This window comes from Nocardia sp. NPDC051911 (assembly GCF_040681035.1).
GTDB classification, from domain to species: Bacteria; Actinomycetota; Actinomycetes; order Mycobacteriales; family Mycobacteriaceae; genus Nocardia; species Nocardia sichangensis.
Window position 1 is genome coordinate 26,929 of record NZ_JBFAXY010000015.1, and the last position, 22,821, is coordinate 49,749.

Below are 22,821 nucleotides of genomic sequence, written 5' to 3' on the forward strand. Positions count from 1 at the left end.
GTCGTTCATGGGCGAGTCGCGTCCGGTCGGTGGCCGCGGTCGACGCGAGGCGTTGTGTAGGCGAGGGCCGAATCGTGTTACGGCGCATCGCTGCCGACGGTTGGCGAGAGCTGGGATGGCGGTGGCGTGTGCTCGATCATCGCCCGTCTTCCTACTGTGGCGCTGCGACAGCGATACGCCTCTCGGCCACGCATCAATTTTGCATCGATAGTGGGAGAAGGATCGGTGCCGTCAGTCGTCGATCGGGTCCCACATGATCTGCGCCGGAGAACGATCCGCGGCGAGTGTTCCGTTCCGGCGTATCTCGACGCCTCAGGCGAGCAGGTCGGCGGCGTCGAGCAGACTGTCGACACGTTCCACGCCGTCGGGGAGGAAGACCGCCTCCCAGCCGGGGCCGCCGACCAGGACTCGGGCCCCCGCGCCGAGGCACGCGCGTACCGCGGAGGTCAGCGCGGTGGACTCCTGCTGCGACCACAGCAGCACGGCGGCGGGGTTTTCGAACCGGGCCAAGGTGTCGGCGAGCGCGGCGGCGGGCACGTCGGCGCCGAGCATCCGCGCCCCCACGCCGCGTTCGGCGAGGGCCGCGCGCAGCACCTCCAGCGGAAGCGAATGCGTTTCCCCGCTGGTGCAGGCGAGTACCACCGGCGTCGTGCCGACGGGCGCGGACGGCGGGTTCGTCCGGTGCAGCACCGAGATCACGCACCAGGACAGCAAGTGCTCCACATCGATGCAGCCCTCACCGCTGAGCTGACGGTCGACGATGTCGGCGAAAGCCGGTCGGCACAGCAGATCCCAGGTGTCCACCACGCCGAACGCGCGGACATGCGCTTCGATTCGATCGGAGACCGCGGTGGTGTCCAACGCGAAGGCCGCCTCCAGCAACGATTCGCGGCGCCCGAGGGTGGGCGCTGGCCCGCGCACCGCGGCGGCCGCGCCCGCCGGGCTCGCGCCCCCGCGGATCAGGGTCAGCATCCGCTCGAGCATGGCGATGTCGGCCTCGGTGTACAGGCGGTGCTTGCCAGGGCGGTGCTGCGGCGGGCCGATGTCGTAGCGGCGGTTCCAGCTGCGCAGCGTCGCGGTCGGGATACCGAGGCGTTCGGCGACCGCGCGCACCGTGTATCCGGCCGCGTCGGACACGGGGACGGGACCGGCGGGCATCGCACTATTCTGCCCGCCGCCGACGGGATTCGTTCCACCCGGCCGGTCGACGGGTCCGCGCGGCGGCGCCACGTCATCCTCGATCCCGGGCCGGGCGGTCGCGCGTGAGCCGACGGGCTGTCGCCGTGAGCCGGGGCGCTGTCCGCGGTGTCATCGGTCCTCCGGGAAGAGCTGTTTGCATCAATTATGCATCGTTCTATGCTAGTGTGGACCGCGTCGCCGATTTCCGAGGAGTTAGCGTGCACCGTCGCAATCTGCTGCGTACGTCCACCCGCCTGCTCGTCGCGGCGGTGTCGGCCCTGTCCGTCACGGCGCTGGCGGCGGGCGGCGCCTCGGGGCAGCCCGGCCAGGTCGCGGGGCCCGCGCCGGTGCCGCGCCTCGAACTGGAGCGATATCTGGGCACGTGGCGTCAACTCGCCGCCATCCCGCAGTACTTCAACCTCGCCTGCGCGCGGGACACGCAAGCGAACTACGCGCTCGATCCGCAGGGCAATATCGCGGTGCGCAACACCTGCAGCACGTGGGCGAACACGCAGAACGAGATCAACGGCACCGCGGTGGTGAACGATCGGGAGACCGGGGCGCAACTGCACGTCAGCTTCCCCAGCGTGCCGACCCAAGACGCCTTGGACGGGCCGACCAACTACATCGTCACCGCGCTCGGCCCGGATTATTCGTGGGCGGTGGTCACCGACCCGAGCCGGGCGTCCGGATTCGTCCTGGCTCGCGCGGTGTCGCTGGAGGCCGATGCGTGGCAGCAGGTCCGCGCGGCGATCACCGCCGCGGGCCAGAACACCTGCCTGTATCTGACCTCACCGACGACAGGCGGTGAGTCGCGCATCGTCCCGCTCTGCGCGGGGTGATCCGGCGTGTTCGGCGCTCGCGAGGGTCGCGTCGCGCGGTATGGCTGAGCCGCCCGATGCCGTCCCGGCGCGGCCCTCATGGGCGCCGAGCACGAACCGCACCGTCCGAAGGAGGCTCGAGAATGACCATTCGCGCCGCATGTCGGGAGCGTGCGCGGTGACCGTCACGATCGCTTTGTTCACCCGCGACCTGCGGGTGCGAGACAATCCGGTGCTGACCGCCGCGCACCGGGAGGGCGCCGAGGTGGTGCCGCTGTTCGTGCTCGACGACGCCATCCTCTCCGGCCGCTTCGCCGCGCCCAACCGAGCCAGGTTCCTCGCCGCCGCCCTCGCCGAGTTGGACGACGAACTGCGCGCGATCGGCGGCGGCCTGGTCGTGCGCCGCGGTGACGTGGCCGCGGAGGTCGATCGCGTGGCGGCGCAGGTGCGCGCCGCGAGCGTGCACGTCGCCGCCGACGTCAGCGGCTACAGCCGCCGGCGGGAACGCGCGCTGCGCGAGCTTCTCTCCCGCCGCGACTGCCTGCTGCACACACATCCCGCCACCGTCACCGCCGCCGATCCGGAGACGCTGCTGCCCGCCACCGGTCGCGACCACTTCGCGGTCTTCAGCCCGTATTTCCGGCGCTGGTCCGACGCGCCACAGCGCAAGCCGCTGAACAAGCCGCGCAACCTCACGGTGCCGCGAGTGTTCGGCCTGCCGCTGCCGGATGCGGCCGAGCTGTGCGCGGGCCCGACGTCGCCCCAGCTCACGGTGGGCGGTGAGACGACGGGCCGGAAGATCCTGCGCGACTGGTTGTCCGGGCCGGTGGAACACTACGCGCGCGACAACGACGACCTCGCCGCCGACGCCACCTCACGGCTGTCGCCCTACCTCCATTTCGGCTGCTTGTCGCCGGTGGAACTGGCGCACCGGGTCGACATGTCGACCGAGGGCGGCCACGCGTTCGCCAGGCAGCTGGCTTGGCGCGACTTCTACCACCAGTTGCTGGCCGCCCGCCCGTCCGCGGCCTGGTCGGACTACCGTCCCCGCTCGATCCGCTGGCGCGACGACCAGCAGGCGATCGACGCCTGGCGGGACGGGCGCACGGGGCACCCGGTCGTGGACGCGGGCATGCGGCAGCTTCGCGCGGAAGGCTGGATGCACAACCGGGCACGCCTGATCACTGCCAGCTTCCTGACCAAGTCGCTGCTGGTCGACTGGCGGGTCGGAGCGGAGCACTTCCTGCGCTGGCTGGTGGACGGCGATCTGGCGAACAACCAGCTCAATTGGCAATGGGTCGCGGGTACGGGGACCGACACCAGGCCCAACCGGGTGCTCAATCCGCTGCGCCAGGCGCAGCGCTACGACCCGGACGGCGCGTACGTCCGGCGCTGGATTCCGGAGCTGGCGCATCTACCCGGTGCGCGCATTCACCGACCGTGGCGGGAAAACGTCGATCCGGCGGACTATCCGCCGCCGATCATCGACGTCGTCGGGATGTAGCGGGGCCGAGTCACCCGGACAGCTCGTTCGGCGGCTGCACGAGCACGGCGTCGGCGACCGACTCGAAGGCTCTGATCACGTTCTCCAGTTCGTCGCCGACATCCCGCATCCCGGCGATCGCCGCCAGATCGTCGATGTCGAAGTACCACCGTGCGAACAAGCGGCGGAACGCGTCGTCGGCGTCGCCCGCGAGCCGCAGGATCTCGGCGCGATAGCGCGCCGCCCCGACCGGATCCCACGGTGCCGCGAACGATCGGGCCGTGTTCCGGCCGCATTCCTCGACGATGCCGATGATCTCGGCGAGTTCGTCCGCGAGCGCCGTCACGCGGTGCCGGTGGGCGAGCTCGGCTGTCGCCGCGAGGTGGACCACGACATCGCGCAAAGCGCGGGTGAGATCGCAGTTCGGCTCGCACGCGATGTCCTCGGCGAGTGCCGAGAGCCGAGCGTGTACCGCGTCGGGAACGACGGGGAGCATGTCGAGCATCGCCGCGGCCCGCCCGACCGTATCCGCCGCCCGCCGAGAACAGTCGTGCGAGTGTCTCCGGGCCAACGGTTGCGACGATGTCACAGGTGCTCCTGACGGTCGATCGAAAGGTTTGGCGCGGGGCGACGTTCCGCCCCGCGGTCGCGACCGGTGCCGCGACACAGATGATTCGAAGAGCGAGGACACGCGGATCAAGCCGCCTCGACCACCTGGGTTCCCGCGCGAGCTTGGCGAATCCCGTTCGCGCGCGTTTGAATTGATGTGTCGAGGATTTGCCATGTCCGAGGAAAGGGGCCTGTCATGGGCACCGTCGAAATCGCGATCACCATCGGCCGCATCGTGGACACCTTGCAGAAGGCGCTGATCCTGCTCATCCTCTGAGCGACTCGTGTTTCCCGGGCCCGCCGACGAAGGTTGCCCGGGAATCACGGAGATTCGCTGGATCGTTCTCCCGGTCGATCAGTCGCCGTGCACCGACCGGTGGAACTCCCATGCGTCGGAGACGATGTCGGCGAGGTCGGGGCGCTGTGGCTTCCAGCCGAGCCGGGTCCCCGCTTTGCCGCTCGCGGCCACGCAGACGGCCGGGTCACCCGGCCTGCGCGGGCCGTAGTGGACCGGGAAGTCGCGTCCGGTGACTTCGCGCACCGTGTCGAGCACCTGCCGGTTGGAGTACCCGCTGCCGTTGCCGAGGTTGTACACCTCGTATTCGCCGGGACGGATGGCCTCCAGCGCCAGCAGGTGCGCGGCGGCCAGATCGGCCACATGCACATAGTCGCGGATGCAGGTGCCGTCCGGCGTCGGGTAGTCGGTGCCGTAGAGGGTGAACGAATCACGTTGTCCCGCAGCGGCTTGCAGCAGGATCGGGATCAGGTGCGACTCCGGCTCGTGCCGCTCGCCCAGGTGCGTGTCACCGGAGACGACGGCGCCGGAGGCGTTGAAGTAGCGCAGCGACGCCGCGCCGAGTTCGCTCGCGCCGCACTCGCCCGCGATCATCAGGTCCACCGTCGCCTTGGTCGCCGCGTACGGGTTGGCCGGACGCACCTCGGCGCTTTCGTCGAAGGGTGTGCTGCCGTCGCCGGTGTACATCGACCCGGTGCTGGAGAAGATCAGGCGCGGGGTGCCCGCGGCGCGAACGGCGCGCAACAGGGCGAGCGAGCCTTCGATGTTGTTCCACCAGTACTTCTCCGGATTCGCGACCGATTCGGCGACCTCGATCTTGGCGGCGAAGTGCAGCACGCCGTCGAAGCCCGCCGCCGGGGTGAGCACATCGGCGACGCGGTGGACCGACAGCTCGTGGAACGTCGCGCGCGGGGGAAGGTTCGCCGGGAAGCCGGTGGACAGGTCGTCGAGAATCACCACTTCATGGCCCGCGTCGACGAGTTGATGCGCGACGACGCCGCCGATGTAGCCGGCGCCGCCGGTGACGAGAAGCTTCACGGATGTCCTCTCCTGGGGGTGGCTGGCGGAAGATCTCAGAGTAGGCCGTGACGAGGGCGCCGGCGGCCGGGTCCGGGTTCCGAACCATCATCGCGTCCGAGCCCGGCCGGGGAACGCTGTCGAAGCTGTGAATTCGCTGGCGATATCGCTCCGGCTGCCAGCTATTTCCCAGCGCAGTATCGGGCTCCCTCGAGATCCCGGGCCGAGGATCGTTCTCGCGGTCGAAGTCCGGCCGATGGCCCCACGGGCCGATACCAAGGGAGAACGAGTATGAAGGCGTTGAAGTCCAAGGTGGCGAAGGCCGCGGCCGTCGGAGGCATCGCTCTGGCGGCGGTCGGCGTCGGCGCGGGCGTCGCGAGCGCGGATCCTGGCCACGACGATCGTGACCACGGCCGCGGCCCGGTTCCCGAGCAGCACCACCAGGACCCGCAGCCGAGCCCGCACGGATTCTGGTTCTTCAACCAGTGGGTCCCGCTGCCCTGAGTCCTTCGACACGCCGCCGATCAGGTCGATTACCTCGCTGGTAATCGACCTGATCGGCATTGTGGGCGAGGCTCGGAGCATGGTGACGAACAGCAGGCGGCGAAACCGCTCCGCACTGGCCGGTGCGCTGCGCGGCTTGGCGCTCGGGCGGGTCGCGCTGGGCTCGGCCGCGCTCGTGGCCCCGCGGACGCTGACCACGGCGCTCGGCGTGCGGCCCACGCCCGAACTCGACTACATGACCCGGATCTTCGGCGCGCGGGCGATCGCGCTCGGCATCGGGTATCTCACCGCGCCCGCCGAGGAGCTGCCGCGCTGGCAGCGCCTGGCGTTGCTGGTGGACATCCTCGACACGACACACGGCGGGGTGCGCGTCCTGCGCGGCGACGTCCCCCGGCCGACCGCGGTCGCGCTGGTCGCCCTGACCGGCGGGTACATGCTCGTCGGCGCGACCAGGCTGGCCAGGGATCTGCTGTGAATGTCTTTGGCACACTGGTGCGATGGCGACCGTTGTGGCATTCCACGCGCACCCCGACGACGAGACGCTGCTGACCGGCGGGACGCTGGCCGGACTGTCCGCCGCCGGGCACCGGACCGTCATCGTGGTGGCCACCGACGGCCATATGGCCGATCTCGACGGCCGGAAGGCGCTGCGGCTCGGTGAGTTGGAGGCGAGCGCCGCCGCCCTCGGCGTGCACCGCGTAGCGCACCTCGGCTACGCCGACAGCGGGCACGGCCCGGTGCTGTACGCCGACCCGCCGGACCGGATGCGATTCGCCCGCGCGGACCCCGAGGACGCGGCGCGTCGGCTGGCCGCGATCCTGCGCGAGGAGAACGCGGAGATCCTGCTCAGCTACGACCGCAACGGAGGGTACGGCCACCGCGACCACATCCGCGTGCACGAAGTGGGCAAACGCGCGGCCGAATTCGCCGAAGTGGCGCGCGTTCTGGATGCCACCCTGCCCCGCGATGGTTACGCACGCTTCGTGCGTTCGCTGACGCGGCTGGGACTACTTTTCCACTACGACTTATCGGTGCTCGACTCGTTCTACAGTCCGCGTTCGGCGATCACCCACCGGATCGACGTCTCCGCCCAAGCCGCCCGCCGCAAGAGGGCTCTGGCCGCCCACCGGTCGATCATCGAGGGCTCCAGCCGCTTCGCGGCCATCGCGAAGGTGCTACTTCGCATGCCGACGCCGGTGCTCGCCCGGGTGATGCGCTGGGAGTGGTTCGCCGAAGAAGGCGCTACCTCGACCTCGGGAACTCCGCTCGACGACATCTTCCGGCCCGCGTCCCGCTGAGCGGTGTGCCCTCGGGTGCGCGACCCACCGCGTTACTTGCGCGATTGCGCCGACGAGATTTCTCGACGCGAGCAGCATTCATTTCGGCGCGGGTCGTGAGGCGCGGGCTGTGCCGACTCGATCCGGACGAGCGTCGCCGGGACCGCGCCGAACCCGGGCGCTCCCAGCCGGGGCGTCGATGCCGATAGAGCACGGCCGCTGGTTGCTCGCGCGTCAACGGGAAGCCGACCGGTATTCGACGGTTGCGTCAGGTGAGCGGTGAGGTTCGGCGCGGAAGCCTCTCTCGCGGCGGCCTACTGCGGTGGCATGCGCTCACCTGCGGAGCGCGTATCGGCGGGTTCCCGAGGCAACACCACGGTGAAGGTCGCACCGCGTCCCGGTTCGCTGTCGACCGACACCCGTCCGCCATGGGCCGTCACCAGGGCTTGGACGATGGACAGGCCGAGGCCGGCGCCGCCGCTGGTGCGAGTGCGTGAGGCGTCCGCGCGGTAGAAGCGTTCGAACACCCGGGCGGCGGCCTCGGGAGACAGGCCGGGGCCCGCGTCGATCACGTCGACCCGGACACGGTCGGGGGCGGCCGTGAGCCGCACCGTGATCGGCGTTTCCCGCGGGGTGTGGGTCAGCGCGTTGCCGAGCAGGTTGCCCAGTACCTGGCGCAGGCGGGCCTCGTCGCCGATGACGTCCATGGTTCCCTCGCCGTCGCCGAGTGCCAGTGTGATCGGGCGATCCGGCGCCTCGGGCGAGGGTTTCTGGCGGGCGGCGATGGCCCTGGCGTTGTGCACGGCGTCGCCGGCGAGGGCGAGCAGGTCGACGGGTTTGCGCTCCAGCGGGCGTTTCTCATCCAGTCGCGCCAGCAACAGCAGATCTTCGACCAGCAGACCCATCCGCTCGGCCTCGGCCTCGATCCGGCCGACCACCATCCCCGCGTCGCTGCTGGCGCCCTGACGGTACAGCTCGGCGAAACCGCGGATCGTGGTCAGCGGCGTGCGCAGTTCGTGGCTGGCGTCCGCGACGAAGCGGCGCATCCGCGTCTCCGAGCGGCGGGCCGCTTCCTCCGAGGCCTCGATGGCGGCCACGCCGTGCTGGATCTGCGCGAGCATCTCGTTCAACGACCGCGCCAGATGGTCGACCTCGGTGTCGACGCCGCGCACCGGGACCCGCCGGTGCAGGTCGCCGCCTGCGATCGCCGCCGCGGTCTGCTCCACCTCGCGCAAGGGCCGCAGGCTGCGCCGGATGACCAGGTAGCCGACGGCGCCAAGGGCCAGCAGTGCCGCCGCCCCCGTGCCGATCTCGAAGAAGATCAGCCGTGAGACCGTCTCCTGGTTGTCGGTGAGCGGCAGGCCGATGGTGGTCGAGCCGTACTGGTTGGTGGTGGTCAGTACACGCCAGCGCACCGAGGAACCGTCCGCGGAACCCACCGTCTGCGGCGTGTGGGCTTTCGCGCCGCTGAGATCCGGGCTGCCCGCGGCGCTGTTGGCGCCCGGCAGGTCCTGATACACCTGCCCGTCGGCGCCGGTACGCAGTTCGAAGAACCGGCGCGGCTGCTCGCCCGCCGACCTCGGCTGCACCGGCAGGGCCGGGAGGTCGGCCGGAATCCATTGCACGCGACCGTCGCCGGTGGTCACTTGGCGCATCGGACGCGGCTCCGCCCACTGCCGTGCCGCGTCGTAGAGCTGCTCGTCGGTGCGCTGGGTGAGCGATCGGCTCAGCGCCGAGGTCACCGCAGCGCCCGACGCGAACAACGCCGCCGCCGTCAACAGCAGCAGCACGATCACCAGCCCTATCCGCAGCGGGACCGCCGATACCCGCCGCGCGAGCTGCTCCCGTACGCTCACGTCCGGCTCACCTGCGGTTCGCGCAGCACGTATCCCACGCCACGCAGCGTGCGCAGCAGCTTCGGTTCGGTGGTGTCGATCTTGCGCCGCAGGTACGACACATACGACTCGACCACGCCCGCGTCGCCGCCGAAGTCGTAGCGCCAGACGTGGTCGAGGATCCTCGGCTTGCTCAGCACCTTGCCCGCGTTGACCATGAAGTACCGCAGCAGGGTGAACTCGGTCGGCGACAGCGACACCGGCGCGCCCGCTTTCCACACCTCGTGGCTGTCGTCGTCGAGCACCAGGTCGCCGACCGCCATCCGGCTGGCGTTCTCCTGTAGAGACTGTATTCCGCTGCGGCGCAAGATGACTCGGAGCCTGGCGATGACCTCCTCCAGGCTGAACGGCTTGGTCACGTAGTCGTCCGCGCCGAGGGTGAGGCCGGTGAGCTTGTCGTCGACGTCGTCGCGCGCGGTCAGGAAGAGCACGGGGGCGTCGACCCCGTCGGCGCGCAGTCGCCGCAGCATCCCGAAACCGTCCATGCCCGGCATCATCACGTCGACGACGAGCGCGTCCGGCCGGAAGGTGCGCACGCGGTCCAGCGCCTCGGTTCCGCTGAGCGCGGTGGCCACCTCGAAGCCCTGGAACCGCAGGCTCACGGCGAGCAGTTCGATGATCATCGGTTCGTCGTCCACGATGAGGACGCGGGCTTCGGGTTCGGTGCCGGTCATGATCCCATGGTTACGCCGCAGACCCGGAGCGACCTGCGAGCAAGCTGGGTATTTCCTGGGAGCCGCGCGGGCGCGGACACGCGAACGGAGTATCGCCGCGTCGCGGGACGCGGCGATACTCCGTCGGCGGGGATCGGAATCGTCAGCTGGTGGGTGCGGTCAGGTCGTAGACCGTGACGTTGCCGACCGTCTTCGCGGTGTAGTGCGCCTTCACCCACTCGGCGATCTCGTCCGCGGCCGACTTCTCGCCCCCGGAGCCGGGCCGCATGCCCTGCCCCTGCGCGATGAACCAGTGCACCTCGCCATCGGCCACGTACTGCTGGAACCGAGCCAACGTCGGCGCGTCGTCGCCGCCGCTGAAGCCGCCGATCGCGATCACCGACGTGCCGGTGCGCAATTCCAGGCTCGACGCGGTGCCGGAGCCGATGCTCGCCGCCGACCACCGGCTGTCGGTGTCCTTCAGCAGGGCGTTCAGCTCGGCGTTGTCGGCGCTGCCGCCCGGTCCACCGCCGCCGAGAGCGCCGCCCGTGGGAGCCCCGTCACCGGTCGGCATGCCGCCGTCGGCCGCCATGTCTCCGGTGGGCAGTTCGCTGCCGGTGGGAGCCGCTTCTCCGGTCGGCCGGCTTGGGCCGGGGGGAGCCGCGCGGCCGGCCCCGGACGTTCCGTCGGCGGCCTCCGCGCGGCCGTCGTCCGCTCCCGTGCCCGGACCACCGGCTCCGCCCGCACCGGGCCCGCCCATGGAACCCGCCTGCGCGGGCCCGGAGGTAGGAATGCCGCCGCTGTGCGCGTGGGTGACCGTTTCGACCGCGTAGGCCGTCGACCCGGCGAATCCGGCGAGCAACGCCGTCGCCGCGATCGCGACGGCGATCCGGCGCGACCGGTGCGCGCCCACCAGCAGCGCCACCGCGGCGATCGCCGTCGCGGCCACTACCGTCCAGCGCAGCCACGGCAGCCAGTCCGGCGTGCGGTTCAGCAACACGAAGGCCCAGGCGCCGGTGACCGCCGACAGCAGCGCCGAGGTGATCCTGGCCGCCACGTGCCCGCGCCGCCGCCACAGATGCGTCACCGCGATCGCCGCGACACCGGCGACGCCCGGCGCCAGGGCCACCGTGTAATACGGGTGGATGATGCCGCTCATGTAGCTGAAGACCAGGCCGGTGCCGAGCGACCAACCGCCCCAGAGGATCATCCCCGCCCGCAGCCGATCGGTGCGTGGCGCGCGGCCACTCAGCCAGAGCCCGGCGACCAAGCCGATCAGCGCGACCGGAAGCAGCCACGACACTTCGGTCGCCATGCTGCCGCTGAACAGCCGGGCCAGGCCGGTGTCGCCGCCGAACGCGCCGCCCATGCCCCCGCCACCGCCGGGGCCGCCGGAACCCCCTCCACTCGGATTGCCGCTGCCGCCGAGCAACCGGCCCATGCCGTTGTAGCCGAGCGCCAGCTCCCACAGGCTGTTGTCGGTCGACCCGCCGATGTACGGGCGCGAATCCGCGGGCCACAGCTCCACCAGCAGCACGTACCAGCCGCCCGCGACCACCATGGCCGCGCACGCGGTGACCAATTTGCCGATGCGGGACCAGAATCCGCCCGCGCCCACGACCAGGAAGACCGAACCCAGGGCGGGCAGGACCAGGAACGCCTGCATCATCTTGGTCAGGAACGCGAAACCGATGGCGACACCGGCCAGCGTGAGCCAGCCGGTGCTCGCCGAACGCCAGCGCGGGTCGTGCGAGTCGATCGCCCGCACCGTGCAGTAGGCCGCCGCGATCAACAGCAGGGTCAGCAGCGCGTCCGGGTTGTCGAAGCGGAACATCAACGCGGCGACGGGAGTCGCCGCCAGCGCCGCACCCGCCAGCAGGCCCGCGCCGGGCCCGCTCCACCGCCGCACCGCGGCGTACAGCAGGGCCACCGAGCCGACGCCCATCAACGCTTGCGGCGCCAGCAGCGACCACGAGCCGAATCCGAACAGCCGCCCCGACAGCCCCATCACCCACAGCGCCGCGGGCGGCTTGTCCACCGTGATCGCGTTGCCCGCGTCGTGCGCGCCGAACAGCAGTGCCTTCCAGCTCTGCGTGCCCGCCTGCGCCGCGGCGGCGTAATACTCGTTCGCCCAACCGGATATCGTCAGATTCCACAGATACAGCACCGCGGTCGCGCCGAGCAGCGTGAACAACGCCGGGCGCGCCCATCGCGGTTGGGTCGCGGGCCCGAAGAACACGCGATCCGCCCGGGACCGGCGTGCCGGTGCGCGATGGGCGCCGACGAGTCGCTCGTCGGCCGCGACGCCCGGCGGGACGCTCGTGATCAGCGCCATGATTTCGCCTTCCTTTCGTCTGAACCTCTGCTCGAAGGCTAGGAAGGCAGCCTGCCCGCAAGCTGGGGCAAACCTGGGAGTGCGCTGTGCGGCCGAGCGGCCCTCATCACTCGCTCGGCGGGATCACACCGTGCTGACCACCTCCTCGTACGCCAGTCGCGGCGAACGCGGGAACCACGCGTTCGGGCCGGGCTTGCCGATATTGACCACGACGAGGCCGGTGTATTCGCCGCCGGGGAAGAAGTCCTCGTCCAGGCCCGCGCCGTCGAAGCCGTTCATCGGGCCCGCCGCCAGACCGGCGGCACGGACGCCGAGGATGAAGTAGCCGATCTGGATCAGGGCGTTGAAGCGCGCGGACTCCGCGCGGTAGTCGGCGTCCGCGAAGTAGTCCTTGGCCTCCGGCGCGTGCGGGAACACCGTGGGCAGGTGCTCGTGGAAATTCAGGTCGGCGGCGAGGATCGCCGACAGCGGCGCGGCGGCCGTCTTCGGCTTGTTGTTGTCGATCATGTGGGTGACCAGCCGGGCCCTGGCCTCGGCGCTGCGCACCAGAACGATCCGCAGCGGTTGCTGATTCATCGAGGTCGGTCCGTATTTGACCAGCTCGTAGATCGCGCGGATCTGCTCGTCGGTGACCGGCTCGTCGGTGAAGGCGTTCGCCGTGCGGGCCTCCCGGAACAGCAGGTCCCCGGCGTCGGCGGCGAGCGTGAGCAAGTCCGGCTGAACGGAGTTCACAGGGTTTCTCCTCGATAGTGGTCGGATCAGTCGTGGACGACGCGCCGCGACCGGGTCAGCAAGGCGCCGTCGGCGCGGACGAGCACGTCGTGCACGACGCAGCTCGGCGCGATCTCCGGCTTGCTGTTCGGGCGGATCTTCACCACCAGGCAGTAGGCGGTGGACACGATGGTCCCGTCGTCCTGCGGCTGCAGGTTGATCATGTTGAACCAATGCCTGCGCTGCATCGGGTCGGTTTCGAAGCGCTTGTGGAACTCGACCAGGTCGGCGATGATCCCGGCCCTGGTCCGGGCCGGCGGAATGCCCGGTGTGTGCTCGAATTCCGCGTCCTCGGTGAAAGTCGCGGCGTAGCCGGGGATGTCGCGGTTGTCCAGCCGCTGCATCTGTTCGGCGTAGAACTGCTGGACCTCGGCGTACAACTCGGTGCGGCTGGCGACGGTGGTCATGGTTGCTCCTGTGGTCGCGGCGGGGCTCGGCTGCACGCCAGCGTGGTCCACGACGCTAGAGCCTCGGTTGAGCCGACCTCCGTCGTCCGCGGTTGACCGGATCTATAGGACGCGGGTCGACCCTGGTGGTCGAGAAGCCCGGCGAGTTCGGAAGTTCGACCGATGGAGGAGTCATGGCGGAAAATCGGCGCGTCGCGCTGGTCACCGGAGCGACCAGCGGAATGGGCCTGGAGATCACCAAAAGCCTGGCGGCCCAGGGGATCGCGGTGTTCCTCTGCGCTCGCGATCAGCAGCGGGTGACCGACACGGTGAAGAGTCTGCAGGACGACGGTCACGAGGTGGACGGCACCGTCTGCGACGTCGCCGACGCCGCGCAGGTCCGCGAGTACGTCGACGCGGGTGTGCGGCGCTACGGCCCGATCGACATCCTGATCAACAACGCGGGCCGCAGCGGCGGCGGCGTCACCGCGCAGGTGACCGACGAACTGTGGTTCGACGTGATCAACACCAATCTCAACAGCGTGTTCCTGATGACGAAGGCGGTGCTGAACGCGGGCGGCATGCTCGAGCGCGGCAGCGGCCGCATCGTCAACATCGCCTCCACCGGCGGTAAACAGGGCGTGGTGCACGGCGCCCCGTATTCCGCGTCCAAGCACGGCGTGGTCGGCTTCACCAAAGCGCTCGGCCTCGAACTGGCCAAGACCGGGATCACCGTGAACGCCGTGTGCCCCGGATTCGTGGAGACGCCGATGGCCGAGCGGGTGCGGGAGGTGTATTCGGGGCTGTGGGGCGTGGACACCGACGAGGTGCACGCCCGGGTCAGCGCGCGAGTGCCGATCGGCCGCTACGTGCAGCCGTTCGAGGTGGCGGCGATGGTCGACTATCTGATCGGTCCCGGAGCGGGCGCCGTCACCGCGCAGGCGCTGAACGTCTGTGGCGGCCTGGGTAATTACTGACAAGGAGTGACGGCAATGACCGCAGTGGAGGAGAACGTCCCCACCACCGGACACGAGGACTATCTGCGGGTGCTGGAGGCGATCCAGACCGGCGCGTTGCAGTTGCTCGCGGGCTTTCCGCAGCAGCCGAGCGCACTGCGCTTCCAGGTGGGGGAGGTGACCGTAGAGGCCGAGTGGGCGGCTTTGCCCGCCCCGATCGCGGCGGCCGCGGTGGAAGCCGTCGCCGCGCCGGAGGCTCCCGCGCTGGGCGCGGTCGTCCGCGCGCCCAGCGTCGGCGTGTTCTACCGATGCCCTGAGCCGGGCGCGGACCCGTTCGTCGAGGTCGGCGAACGGGTGAGCGCCGGGCAGCAGGTCGGCATCGTCGAGGCGATGAAGTTGATGATCCCGGTGACGGCGCAGGCGGGCGTGATCACCGGGATCCTCAAGGAAGACGGCGAACCGGTTCAATTCGACGAGCCCCTGTTCTCGTATTCGCCGGAATGACGGTGTGTTTCGAGCGGGCGGCCGCGACGCCAGGTGAGCACCCGGCGTTGTGTCCGCCCGCCGACCTGTGCGGCGCCGATGAGCGTCAGCACGTCGCCGTTCAGCGACATCTGCCGCACCTGCTCGGTCCGCGCCCAAGCCGGGTTGGAGCAGACGCTGATCGCGTGCACCACCTCCGTGCCGGTGCGCCGCCAGGTGCCCGCGTACCCCATGAACGGGGTGGCTCCCTTGGCTCCGTCGGTGCGCATCATGCTCACCGACATGTAACCGTGCGCGCCGTAGATCAGCAGGCCGCGTGGTGCGTCGCCGAGCGGTCCCGTGCTGGTGACGTCCTGCTCGTCGATGTCGTAGTAGGAGACCAGTTCCCAGGTGCCGACAAGATCGGTTGCGTTCATGACACCGACGATGGCGGCCGCCGCTCTAATCACGCTGTAGCCGGTTGCCGGGCGAAGCGGTGACTGGCCCGCACCAGCTGCCAGACGACGTCCAGCTCCTCGCGATCGCGCGGCCCGTACACCATCACCAGCGTCCCGGGCAGGTATCCCCGCCGGACCATCGGATGCGCCTCCGCCCAGCCCAACCGAACCGACTGTGCCACAGTGTCTTTCGGCAGGCACATGTGCAGACTGCCGTCCCCGTGCCCGTGCAGGTGGGCGAATTCGGTGCCCGCGAGATACGCCTCGCCGGGTCCATGGGCGATCGTCGGCCGCAGGTGCAGGGCCCGGGTGTCGGGCAGGGAGACTCCACTGCGGCCGAGCAGAACGTCGTCGAGCGTGGTCATCCGCGACCACAGCTCCTCTTGCAACTCCGGCGGAGCGATCTGGTCGAGTTGCTGGTGCGGATTGTGCGCACGAGTGCGCGGCCGGTCACCGGAGCGCCGTGGCAGATCCAGGCGGCCGTCCACTGTTGTCGTCGTCATGACTGTGCTCCCTTCGATTTCGCGTATTCGCGACCCCTGGAAACACGTTACTTTCCAAAGTATAGTAGTAACCAAGGGGAAAGTGACTTACTGGGAGGACGTATGACAACCGCGCCGGTCGACCCTTGTCCGATCACACCCGTCATCGACCTGGTGTTCGGCCGCTGGTCCACCCAGGTGCTCTGGGTGCTCACCCACGACGGCAAGCTGCGCTTCACCGAACTGCAACAGCGCATTCCCGGCCTGACGCCCAAGGTCCTCACCCAGCGCCTGCGCCAGCTCGAACGCGACGGCCTGGTCGCGCGCACCTACCACCCCGAGGTCCCGCCGCGCGTCGAATACGAGGCGACCCCACTGGCCAGAACGCTCACCCCGGTGTTCAGCAGCATCGTGACCTGGTCGTCCGAACACCTCGGCGAGGTCCTCGCGGCCCGCGCCGCCTATGACTCGGGAGAGACCCCGGGCTGATCCGCCCTACCGAAGACACGAGTGATCCGTGGTCCAGGGCGGCCGCTGCCACTGCGCCGGCCATCGCGGACGAGCGCCGAGCGCGGTGGCGCTACGGTGCGGGCGCTGGTCGAGCGGCGAGTTCGAGCAGGCATCCGGCCAACTCGCGCGGCATCGTGATCATGCAGTCGTGCCCGGTGGGGAGTACATGGAGGCGGTCGGGAGGCAGATCGGCCGGTGGCAGGGTGCGGGGCATGGCCGCGCGCATCGCCTTGAAGTCCTCGCCGCCTTCGCCGCAGTGGACGTGCGTCACCGGAATCTTCGCCAGTGCGGCGGGATTCGTCAGTGTCATCGGCTGCTGGAAGGTCTTCAGCGACTGCGGCGTCTGCATGGACGCCAGCCAACCGAGATCGGGTTCCGCGGTGACGCCGTAGAGGCCGCCGTCGCCGGTCGGTTCGGTCTGCGGCGGCACCAGCCAGCCGTCGCCGGTGGCGGCCGCCGCGGTGGCGAAGGCATCGACCATGCCCGGCATGATGTCGGCCACCGCCTCGCCGTCGCGCGGCACGAACGTGTCGATGTAGACGAGTTCGGCGATGCGGTCCGGCACGGCGTCGGCCAGCGCGGTGACGACGATGCCGCCGTAGCTGTGACCCACCAGGACGACTTCGGTCGCGTCCTCTGCGGTGACCAGCTCGATCAGATCCTGAACATGGGTGTCGAGCCCGACATCCGGGGTCAGCAGGTGCGCGCGGTCGCCCAGACCGACCAGCGAGGGGGCCAGCACGCGGTGACCGGCGTCTTCCAGCAGCGGAGTCACCCGCTGCCAGACCCATCCGCCGTGGAAGGCGCCGTGAATGAGCAGGTAGGTCGACACGATCAGTTCTCCCTGAGTTTCGTTAGGGTCGTGACGGTTTCGGTCGCGGTCGGCACCGGCTCCGGGCGGATGCCGAGGCCGATCACCCTGGCCACCAGCCGGGGCAGGCGCGGGAAACGGCGCAGCAGCCGCACCAGCAGCGGCTTGTCGGTCCCGGGCCGTCCCGCACTGGGGTAGAGGTCCGACAGCAAGTGCAATTGCGCGAATTGCACCACGCGCATCGGGAATTCGCGGCGGCGCTGAACGGTGCGCAGCTGCGTCGTGGACGCGGTCGCGCCCGCGGCGAGGATCGGCGCCAGCAGGCGAGCGGTCGCGATGGCATCCTGCACCGCGAGATTGATGCCCACCCCGCCCGCCGGGGACATCGCGTGCGCCGCGTCCCCGATCGCCAGCAGCCCGGGACGGTACCAGCGGCGCAGCCGGTCCACCCGGACGTCGAGGGGTTTCACGTCGTCCCAGTCCAGGATCTCCGCCTCCAGACACGGCGCGAGCACGGGATAGATGCCGGACAGATCCGCACGGAACCGCGCCAGCCCCGCCGCCCGGATCGTCGCGAAGCCGCCCTTCGGAATCATGTACGCGACCTGGAGATAGTCACCGCGATCGATACAGACGATGAAGAATCCCTTCCCGCTGCGCACGGTGGGCAGGCGCTCGCCCTCCGGCTTGCCGACGCGGAACCAGAGCACGTCCATGGGCGCCGCGCTGGCGGCGACCTCGAGCAGCCCCGATCGGCGCACGATCGAGTGCCGCCCGTCGGCCGCGATCACCAGGTCGGCGCTGACCTCCAGCGGACCGTCAGCGGTCTCGGCGCGTACGCCCGCCACCGCACCGCCGCGCTGGATCAGCTCGGTGACCTCCGCTTCCTGCACCAACCGGAAGCCGGGGTAGCGCCCGCCCGCCTCGGCGAGGAAATTCAGCACATCCCACTGCGGCATGAACGCCACGAACGGGAAGGGCCCGGGCAGGGAGCTGAAGTCGGCGAACACCACCGGACCGGTGGCGGTCGCCATCGGCAGCCGGGGCAGCTCGACGTGCGGCAGCGCGAGGAACTCCTCGGCCAAGCCGAGTTCGTTCATCGCGAGCAGTGTCGAGGTGTGCACGGTGTCGCCCCGGAAATCCCGCAGGAAGTCCGGATGCTTCTCCAGCACCAGCACTTCCACGCCGGAACGCGCCAGCAGCAGGCCGGTCATCAATCCGGCGGGGCCGCCGCCGATCACGCAGACCCGCACGGATTCGGTGCTCACGCCAGGCATGTGGGCACCTGCCCGCCGTTGTAGAGCACCATCTCGTCGAAGATCGCCGGCACGTCCAGTGGCTCGCCGAGTTCGCCGCCGGACAGTTCCGCGTCGGCGCGATACAGGTTGCCGACCAACCGCTCCTGGTCGACCAGGTCGGCGAACTCACCGTGGTCGGCCTCCAGCGCGATCGCCAGCGGTGTCAGCCCGAGTGCGCGTCCCTCCGCGGCCAGGTCCTGCACCCAGCGCAGATAACGCAGCGTCTGGTCGAAGATCTCAGGTCCGGTGACGGGGCCGTGTCCGGCGACGACCGTCTCGGCGCCCAGCGCGGCCAGCCGCCGGATCGCGTTGACGGAACCCCTGACCGACCCCATCAGGCAGAACGGCGCAGCGCCCGCCATCACCAGGTCTCCGGCGAACAGCACGCGCTCCTCGGGCAGCCACGCCACCACGTCGTTGGTGGTGTGCGCGGCGGTGCCGAAGTGAATGAGCTCCACCCGGCGCTCGCCCTGGTGCAAGGTCAGGTGATAGCTGAACGTGATGCTCGGCAACGTGACCCGCACATGGCCCCATTCGACATCCGGCCACAGCTTCGTCAGCGCCAGGCCGGTCTCGATCATCTCCGGCCGGATCCGGTCGTGGCCGACGACGACGGCGGCCGGGCCGAACAGGTGATTGCCGAAGTTGTGGTCGCCGTGGTGATGGGTGTTCACGATGACGCGGGCCGGGCCGGTATCCAGCCCGTCGACGAACTCGACGAGTGCCCGGGTGCGCCCTTCCGTCGCCAGCGTGTCGATCACCACCGCGCCGTCCGGCCCGGTCAGCACGCCGGCGTTGCTGACGCACCAGCCGCCGCGGCTGTGCGTGTAGGCGTGGACGCCGTCGGCGATCTCCTGTACGCGCGGCGTCGCGGTCGTCTCGGTGGCGGTCATGTCGGTGACTTCGTCGTCGCGGCAGAGCGTTCCGCGCAACGCAGCGTGTTGCGACTGTTGGCGGACAGCGCTTCGGTGAGGTACGCGCGGGCGTCGGCGAGATCGGTATTCGCGCCGAGGATCTCGCGCGCGGCCTCGGGATTGATCGCGACCGTGTGCCGCGCGGTCACCACCGCGCCGTCCGGACCCTCGGCGAATTCCCACGCACCGCTGTGGCCGAACAGGATCGCGGGCGGCACCAACTGTTTGTAATCGATTCGTTCGCCGGGAACACACACCCGGATCGACTTCGTGGTGTGCGGGATACCGCCCGCCGTCACCGTGTCCATCTCCATCAGCTGCACGCCATCGGCATCCTCGGTGAGCTCGATGCGGCCGACGTGCGGCACCTGCTCGGGCCAGCGTTCGCTGTGGTAAACGAAGTCATACGCCTCGGAGGACGAGCATTCCAGCGTCACGGTGTCCTCGAAGGTGTGGATCACCTCGTCCACCGGGTGGCCGAGCTCGGCGACGCGGGCCAGCGCCGCGAGCTCGACCACGCTGTTGCGATCGACCGACGCGGCGACCTGCGCGGCATCGGCCCCGTCCACCACCGCGAAGTGGTGGTCCAAGGTGACCTTCGTCGCGCCGGGACCGATCTCGCGGAACGACCAGCCGCCGCCCATCGACGCGAACGGCGCCTGGCTGCGTTCCTGCTCGAACACGATGCGGCGCTGCTCGGCGTCCAGCACCCGCCGCGACGTCCAGTTCTTCACCGCGCCGCCGACGGTCGCCCACAGCCGGAAGCGCTCCTCGTCCGGCCCCTGGTGCAGGTGGCGCACCAGCACGCTCGGCTCGAAGATCACCGGCCATCTGGTCACGTCGGCGACCAGACCGTAGACGACGTCCGGGGCGGCCTGCACCACCCTGCTGTGGGACATCACTTCGCCGCTCATGCCGCACCGCGCAGTTGGGCGTTCACGATGTCGACCAGCTCTTGCGGCGTCTTGACCTCGACGAGTTCTTCCTCCGGGATCGTCACGCCGAAATCGCGCTGAATCCGCGCCGCGGTCTCGATGAGCGCGAGTGAGTCGTAGCCCAGCTCCTCGAATTCGACGGCGGCGATGTCGCCGCCGAGTTCGGCGAGGTCCTCGCCGCCCGCGCAGTCCACCAGAATGCGGCGTAGTTCGGTGATGGTCATGGTCATGATTCGCTCCTCGGCAGATCTCGATCGGACACGGCGCGCACGACGACCGCGGAGTTGAAACCCCAGCGCCCGCGTGCCAGGACGAGCGCGCCGCCGACGGTGGCGGAGCGCGGGGCGCCGAGAACCAGATCGATCCGGTAATCCTCGGCGGGCGTGGAGGTGCGGGCGGTGGGCGGGATCGCCGAGTCACGCATGGCCAGCAGCGCGGTGACGACGTCGAGCGGACCAGCACCAGAGAACAGGCGTCCGGTCAGCGGTTTCGACGCGGTGACCGGAACGCCGCCCGGCCCGAACAGCGCCTCGATGGCGGCGGCCTCGTCGCGGTCGCGATCGGGTATGCCGGAGGCGTCGGCGAACACCACGTCGATGTCACCGGGCGTCATCCCGGCGTCGGCCAGCGCGAGTTCGGCGGCGCGGCGCAGGCCCGACGGACGACCGGAACCGGGCGGCGGGTCGAAGGTCGAGGCGTAGCCGGCGATCTCACCGTGCACTTTGGGCACCCCACGGGCACGCGCGGCGGTGGCGTCCTCCACGACCAGCATCGCGCCGCCTTCACCGGGCACGTAGCCGGCGGCGCGGGCGTCGAACGGCAGATAGGCGCGGTCGGGGTCGGTCGCGGCGCTCACCCCGCCGCTGGACAGATGCGAGGCCCACCCCCACGGGTCCAGCGCCGAGTCGACGCCGCCGGTGACCACCAGCGGCGTCCCGCGCCGCACGGTGCGCCGCGCGTGGCCGATCGCGTCCAGTCCGCCCGCCTGCTCGGCGACCAAGGCGCTGCTCGGTCCGCGCATGCCGTGCCGGATGGAGATCTGGCCGGTGTTGACCGCGTAGAACCACGCGAAGGACTCGTACACGCTGACGTGCTCGGAGCCGAGCGACCACAGCTTGTTGAATTCGCGATGGGTGAACTCGAAACCGCCGGAAGCGTTTCCGGTCACCACGCCCATGTCGTAGTCGGTCATCGTCGCCGTGTCGACCTTCGCGTCGTCCAGCGCCCACTGCGCGGCGACCAGCGCCATCCGGGTCGAGACGTCCGTCTGCGGCAGCAGCCTGCTCGGCAGGTGCTCACCGGCGTCGAAATCGGCCACCTGTCCGGCCAGTCGCGCCGACGAACCGCTGGTGTCGAACCGGGTGAGCGGCGCGATCCCGCCGCGCCCGGCCAGCACGGCGTCCCAGAAACGCTCCACGCCCATGCCGTTCGGCGCGAGCACTCCCATTCCGGTCACGAGGATCATGCCGCCACCGCCTCCGCCTTGCGCAGCACCATCGCGCTCTGGAAGCCGCCGAACCCGCTGCCCACCGTGAGCACGGTGTCCATCCGATGGTCGCGGGCGACCAGCGGCACGTAGTCCAGATCGCATTCGGGATCGGGTTCGTGCAGGTTCGCCGTCGGCGGCACCACCTGGTATTCCAGCGCCAGCAGCGAGGCGGCGATCTCGACCGAGCCGATCGCGCCGAGCGAATGCCCGACCATCGACTTGATCGAGCTCATCGGCGTGGCGTAGGCGTGCGCGCCGAGACTGCGCTTCACCGCCGCGGTCTCGTGCCGGTCGTTCTGCCTGGTGCCGGAGCCGTGCGCGTTGATGTAGTGCACACCGGTCGGGTCGATCCTGGATTCGTCGAGCGCGACCCGGATCGCCTCGGCCATCTCGCGGCCGTCGGCCTTGAGGCCCGTCATGTGGTAGGCGTTGCACCTGGTCGCGTACCCGGATATCTCGGCGTAGATGTGCGCGCCACGCTTGCGCGCGCTCTCGTACGCCTCCAGCACGAACATCGCGGCGCCTTCGGCGAGTACGAACCCGTTGCGCGAGTTGTCGAACGGCCGTGAGGCCACCTCCGCCTCGTCGTTGCGCGGGGTGGTCGCCTTGATCGCGTCGAAGCAGGCCACCACGATCGGTGTGATGGGGGTGTCCGACGCGCCCGCAACCATGACGTCGGCGGAGCCCTCGCGGATCAGCTGCACCGCGTGGCCCACCGAGTCCAGTCCCGAGGTGCATCCGTTGGAGACCATCGCCACCGGTCCCTCGGCGCCCACGCTCCAGGCCACTTCGGCGGGCATCACGCTGGGGATCATGTAGTCGAACATGTGCGGAGAGAGATACGTCTCGTCGACCAGCCAGTTCTTCCCGGAGTCCGACAGCACCAGGTATTCGCGCTCCAGGCTGGTGGCCGCGGCGACCGCACTGCCGAGGCTCACGCCGAGCCGGTGCGGATCGACCGTCGCGAGGTCGAGCCCGCTGTCGGCCACCGCCTCCCGCGCGCAGACCACGGCGAACTGCACAGCCCGGTCCATGCGCCGAATCTCCCTGGGGGACAGCCCTTCCAGCGCCGGGTCGAAGTCCGCTTCGCCGGCCACCTGGGACCGGTACGGCGAGGCGTCGAAGAACGAGATCCGGCGCGTCGCCGTGCGGCCCTCGGACAGCAGCTTCCAGAACTCGTCCTTGCCCGACCCGCCGGGCGCGCGGACGCCGAGCCCGGTGACGACAACGCGGCGGCTCATCGCACACCACCGGATGCATTGGTGTTCATGGCGTTCTCCC

25 protein-coding genes are annotated in these 22,821 nt (G+C 70.1%); 8 read left to right on the forward strand and 17 right to left on the reverse strand.

Annotation, left to right across the window (positions count from 1 at the left end; all coding sequences use genetic code 11):
- Nucleotides 1–312: 312 nt before the first annotated feature.
- Nucleotides 313–1,158: a MerR family transcriptional regulator gene (locus AB0L97_RS19760; protein WP_355079869.1), complete on the reverse strand. Its 846-nt coding sequence runs from the start codon at nt 1,156–1,158 to the stop codon at nt 313–315.
- Nucleotides 1,159–1,397: 239 nt separating this feature from the next.
- On the opposite strand from AB0L97_RS19760, the gene AB0L97_RS19765 reads away from it, so the two are divergent.
- Together AB0L97_RS19765 and AB0L97_RS19770 are read left to right on the forward strand one after the other, a co-directional pair.
- Nucleotides 1,398–2,021, forward strand: a complete 624-nt coding sequence (locus AB0L97_RS19765) for a lipocalin family protein (protein WP_364431420.1) — start codon at nt 1,398–1,400, stop codon at nt 2,019–2,021.
- 157 nt (nt 2,022–2,178) lie between these two features.
- Nucleotides 2,179–3,504, forward strand: a complete 1,326-nt coding sequence (locus AB0L97_RS19770; RefSeq protein WP_364431423.1) for a deoxyribodipyrimidine photo-lyase — start codon at nt 2,179–2,181, stop codon at nt 3,502–3,504.
- 10 nt (nt 3,505–3,514) lie between these two features.
- Here AB0L97_RS19770 and AB0L97_RS19775 read toward each other — a convergent pair whose 3' ends face one another.
- Together AB0L97_RS19775 and galE are read right to left on the reverse strand one after the other, a co-directional pair.
- Nucleotides 3,515–3,988, reverse strand: a complete 474-nt coding sequence (locus AB0L97_RS19775; protein WP_364431426.1) for a hypothetical protein — start codon at nt 3,986–3,988, stop codon at nt 3,515–3,517.
- Nucleotides 3,989–4,447: 459 nt separating this feature from the next.
- Entirely contained in the window at nt 4,448–5,425 is a 978-nt protein-coding gene (gene galE / locus AB0L97_RS19780; protein WP_364431430.1) for a UDP-glucose 4-epimerase GalE, read from the reverse strand.
- Nucleotides 5,426–5,695: 270 nt separating this feature from the next.
- Between galE and AB0L97_RS19785 the strand changes: the two genes are divergently transcribed.
- From AB0L97_RS19785 to AB0L97_RS19795, 3 genes are all read left to right on the forward strand, one after another.
- Nucleotides 5,696–5,908, forward strand: a complete 213-nt coding sequence (locus AB0L97_RS19785; RefSeq protein WP_355079860.1) for a hypothetical protein — start codon at nt 5,696–5,698, stop codon at nt 5,906–5,908.
- Nucleotides 5,909–5,987: 79 nt separating this feature from the next.
- Nucleotides 5,988–6,383: a hypothetical protein gene (locus tag AB0L97_RS19790; RefSeq protein ID WP_364431434.1), complete on the forward strand. Its 396-nt coding sequence runs from the start codon at nt 5,988–5,990 to the stop codon at nt 6,381–6,383.
- A 22-nt stretch (nt 6,384–6,405) separates the two neighbouring features.
- The gene (locus tag AB0L97_RS19795; RefSeq protein WP_364431437.1) at nt 6,406–7,206 is read left to right on the forward strand and encodes a PIG-L family deacetylase; all 801 of its coding nucleotides are present in this window, start codon (nt 6,406–6,408) and stop codon (nt 7,204–7,206) included.
- 293 nt (nt 7,207–7,499) lie between these two features.
- On the opposite strand, the gene AB0L97_RS19800 is transcribed toward AB0L97_RS19795, so the two are convergent.
- The 5 genes from AB0L97_RS19800 to AB0L97_RS19820 form a co-directional block, all read right to left on the reverse strand.
- A complete protein-coding gene (locus AB0L97_RS19800) occupies nt 7,500–9,041 on the reverse strand; it encodes a HAMP domain-containing sensor histidine kinase (RefSeq protein WP_364431440.1) in 1,542 nt (513 codons plus the stop codon).
- Nucleotides 9,038–9,754, reverse strand: a complete 717-nt coding sequence (locus AB0L97_RS19805) for a response regulator transcription factor (RefSeq protein WP_356960847.1) — start codon at nt 9,752–9,754, stop codon at nt 9,038–9,040. The genes AB0L97_RS19800 and AB0L97_RS19805 overlap by 4 nt, the downstream gene beginning before the upstream one ends.
- A gap of 142 nt (nt 9,755–9,896) precedes the next feature.
- Nucleotides 9,897–12,068: a glycosyltransferase family 39 protein gene (locus AB0L97_RS19810; RefSeq protein ID WP_364431444.1), complete on the reverse strand. Its 2,172-nt coding sequence runs from the start codon at nt 12,066–12,068 to the stop codon at nt 9,897–9,899.
- 123 nt (nt 12,069–12,191) lie between these two features.
- A complete protein-coding gene (locus AB0L97_RS19815) occupies nt 12,192–12,800 on the reverse strand; it encodes a malonic semialdehyde reductase (protein WP_356960851.1) in 609 nt (202 codons plus the stop codon).
- A 26-nt stretch (nt 12,801–12,826) separates the two neighbouring features.
- Entirely contained in the window at nt 12,827–13,246 is a 420-nt protein-coding gene (locus AB0L97_RS19820) for a nuclear transport factor 2 family protein (protein ID WP_355077921.1), read from the reverse strand.
- 173 nt (nt 13,247–13,419) lie between these two features.
- Here AB0L97_RS19820 and AB0L97_RS19825 point away from each other — a divergent pair, with 173 nt between their 5' ends.
- Together AB0L97_RS19825 and AB0L97_RS19830 are read left to right on the forward strand one after the other, a co-directional pair.
- A complete protein-coding gene (locus AB0L97_RS19825) occupies nt 13,420–14,202 on the forward strand; it encodes an SDR family NAD(P)-dependent oxidoreductase (protein WP_355077920.1) in 783 nt (260 codons plus the stop codon).
- Between the two features lie 15 nt (nt 14,203–14,217).
- On the forward strand, nt 14,218–14,685 hold the full coding sequence (locus tag AB0L97_RS19830) for a biotin/lipoyl-containing protein (protein ID WP_355077919.1): 468 nt from the start codon (nt 14,218–14,220) through the stop codon (nt 14,683–14,685).
- Here the strand turns inward: AB0L97_RS19830 and AB0L97_RS19835 are convergent.
- Nucleotides 14,646–15,080, reverse strand: a complete 435-nt coding sequence (locus AB0L97_RS19835) for a lipocalin-like domain-containing protein (RefSeq protein ID WP_355077918.1) — start codon at nt 15,078–15,080, stop codon at nt 14,646–14,648. The genes AB0L97_RS19830 and AB0L97_RS19835 overlap by 40 nt on opposite strands.
- 29 nt (nt 15,081–15,109) lie before the next feature.
- A complete protein-coding gene (locus AB0L97_RS19840) occupies nt 15,110–15,604 on the reverse strand; it encodes a luciferase family protein (RefSeq protein WP_364431452.1) in 495 nt (164 codons plus the stop codon).
- A 102-nt stretch (nt 15,605–15,706) separates the two neighbouring features.
- Between AB0L97_RS19840 and AB0L97_RS19845 the strand changes: the two genes are divergently transcribed.
- A complete protein-coding gene (locus AB0L97_RS19845; RefSeq protein WP_355077916.1) occupies nt 15,707–16,072 on the forward strand; it encodes a helix-turn-helix domain-containing protein in 366 nt (121 codons plus the stop codon).
- Nucleotides 16,073–16,163: 91 nt separating this feature from the next.
- Here the strand turns inward: AB0L97_RS19845 and AB0L97_RS19850 are convergent, their stop codons facing one another.
- The 7 genes from AB0L97_RS19850 to AB0L97_RS19880 are packed head-to-tail and all read right to left on the reverse strand — an operon-like array spanning nt 16,164 to nt 22,781.
- Nucleotides 16,164–16,925 (reverse strand): alpha/beta hydrolase, encoded by a 762-nt coding sequence (locus AB0L97_RS19850; RefSeq protein WP_355077915.1) that lies wholly within the window; start codon nt 16,923–16,925, stop codon nt 16,164–16,166.
- Between the two features lie 2 nt (nt 16,926–16,927).
- Entirely contained in the window at nt 16,928–18,172 is a 1,245-nt protein-coding gene (locus AB0L97_RS19855) for an FAD-dependent oxidoreductase (protein WP_364431457.1), read from the reverse strand.
- Nucleotides 18,169–19,095 carry an MBL fold metallo-hydrolase gene (locus AB0L97_RS19860; protein ID WP_364431460.1) on the reverse strand — a complete coding sequence of 309 codons (927 nt, stop codon included), beginning with the start codon at nt 19,093–19,095 and terminating at the stop codon, nt 18,169–18,171. Before AB0L97_RS19860 ends, AB0L97_RS19855 begins: the two co-directional genes overlap by 4 nt.
- Entirely contained in the window at nt 19,092–20,030 is a 939-nt protein-coding gene (locus AB0L97_RS19865; protein WP_364431463.1) for an aromatase/cyclase, read from the reverse strand. The genes AB0L97_RS19860 and AB0L97_RS19865 overlap by 4 nt, the downstream gene beginning before the upstream one ends.
- Entirely contained in the window at nt 20,027–20,281 is a 255-nt protein-coding gene (locus AB0L97_RS19870) for a phosphopantetheine-binding protein (RefSeq protein WP_355077911.1), read from the reverse strand. The genes AB0L97_RS19865 and AB0L97_RS19870 overlap by 4 nt, the downstream gene beginning before the upstream one ends.
- Nucleotides 20,278–21,516, reverse strand: a complete 1,239-nt coding sequence (locus AB0L97_RS19875) for a ketosynthase chain-length factor (protein ID WP_364431467.1) — start codon at nt 21,514–21,516, stop codon at nt 20,278–20,280. Before AB0L97_RS19875 ends, AB0L97_RS19870 begins: the two co-directional genes overlap by 4 nt.
- On the reverse strand, nt 21,513–22,781 hold the full coding sequence (locus AB0L97_RS19880) for a beta-ketoacyl-[acyl-carrier-protein] synthase family protein (protein WP_364431470.1): 1,269 nt from the start codon (nt 22,779–22,781) through the stop codon (nt 21,513–21,515). Before AB0L97_RS19880 ends, AB0L97_RS19875 begins: the two co-directional genes overlap by 4 nt.
- Nucleotides 22,782–22,821 lie beyond the last annotated feature (40 nt).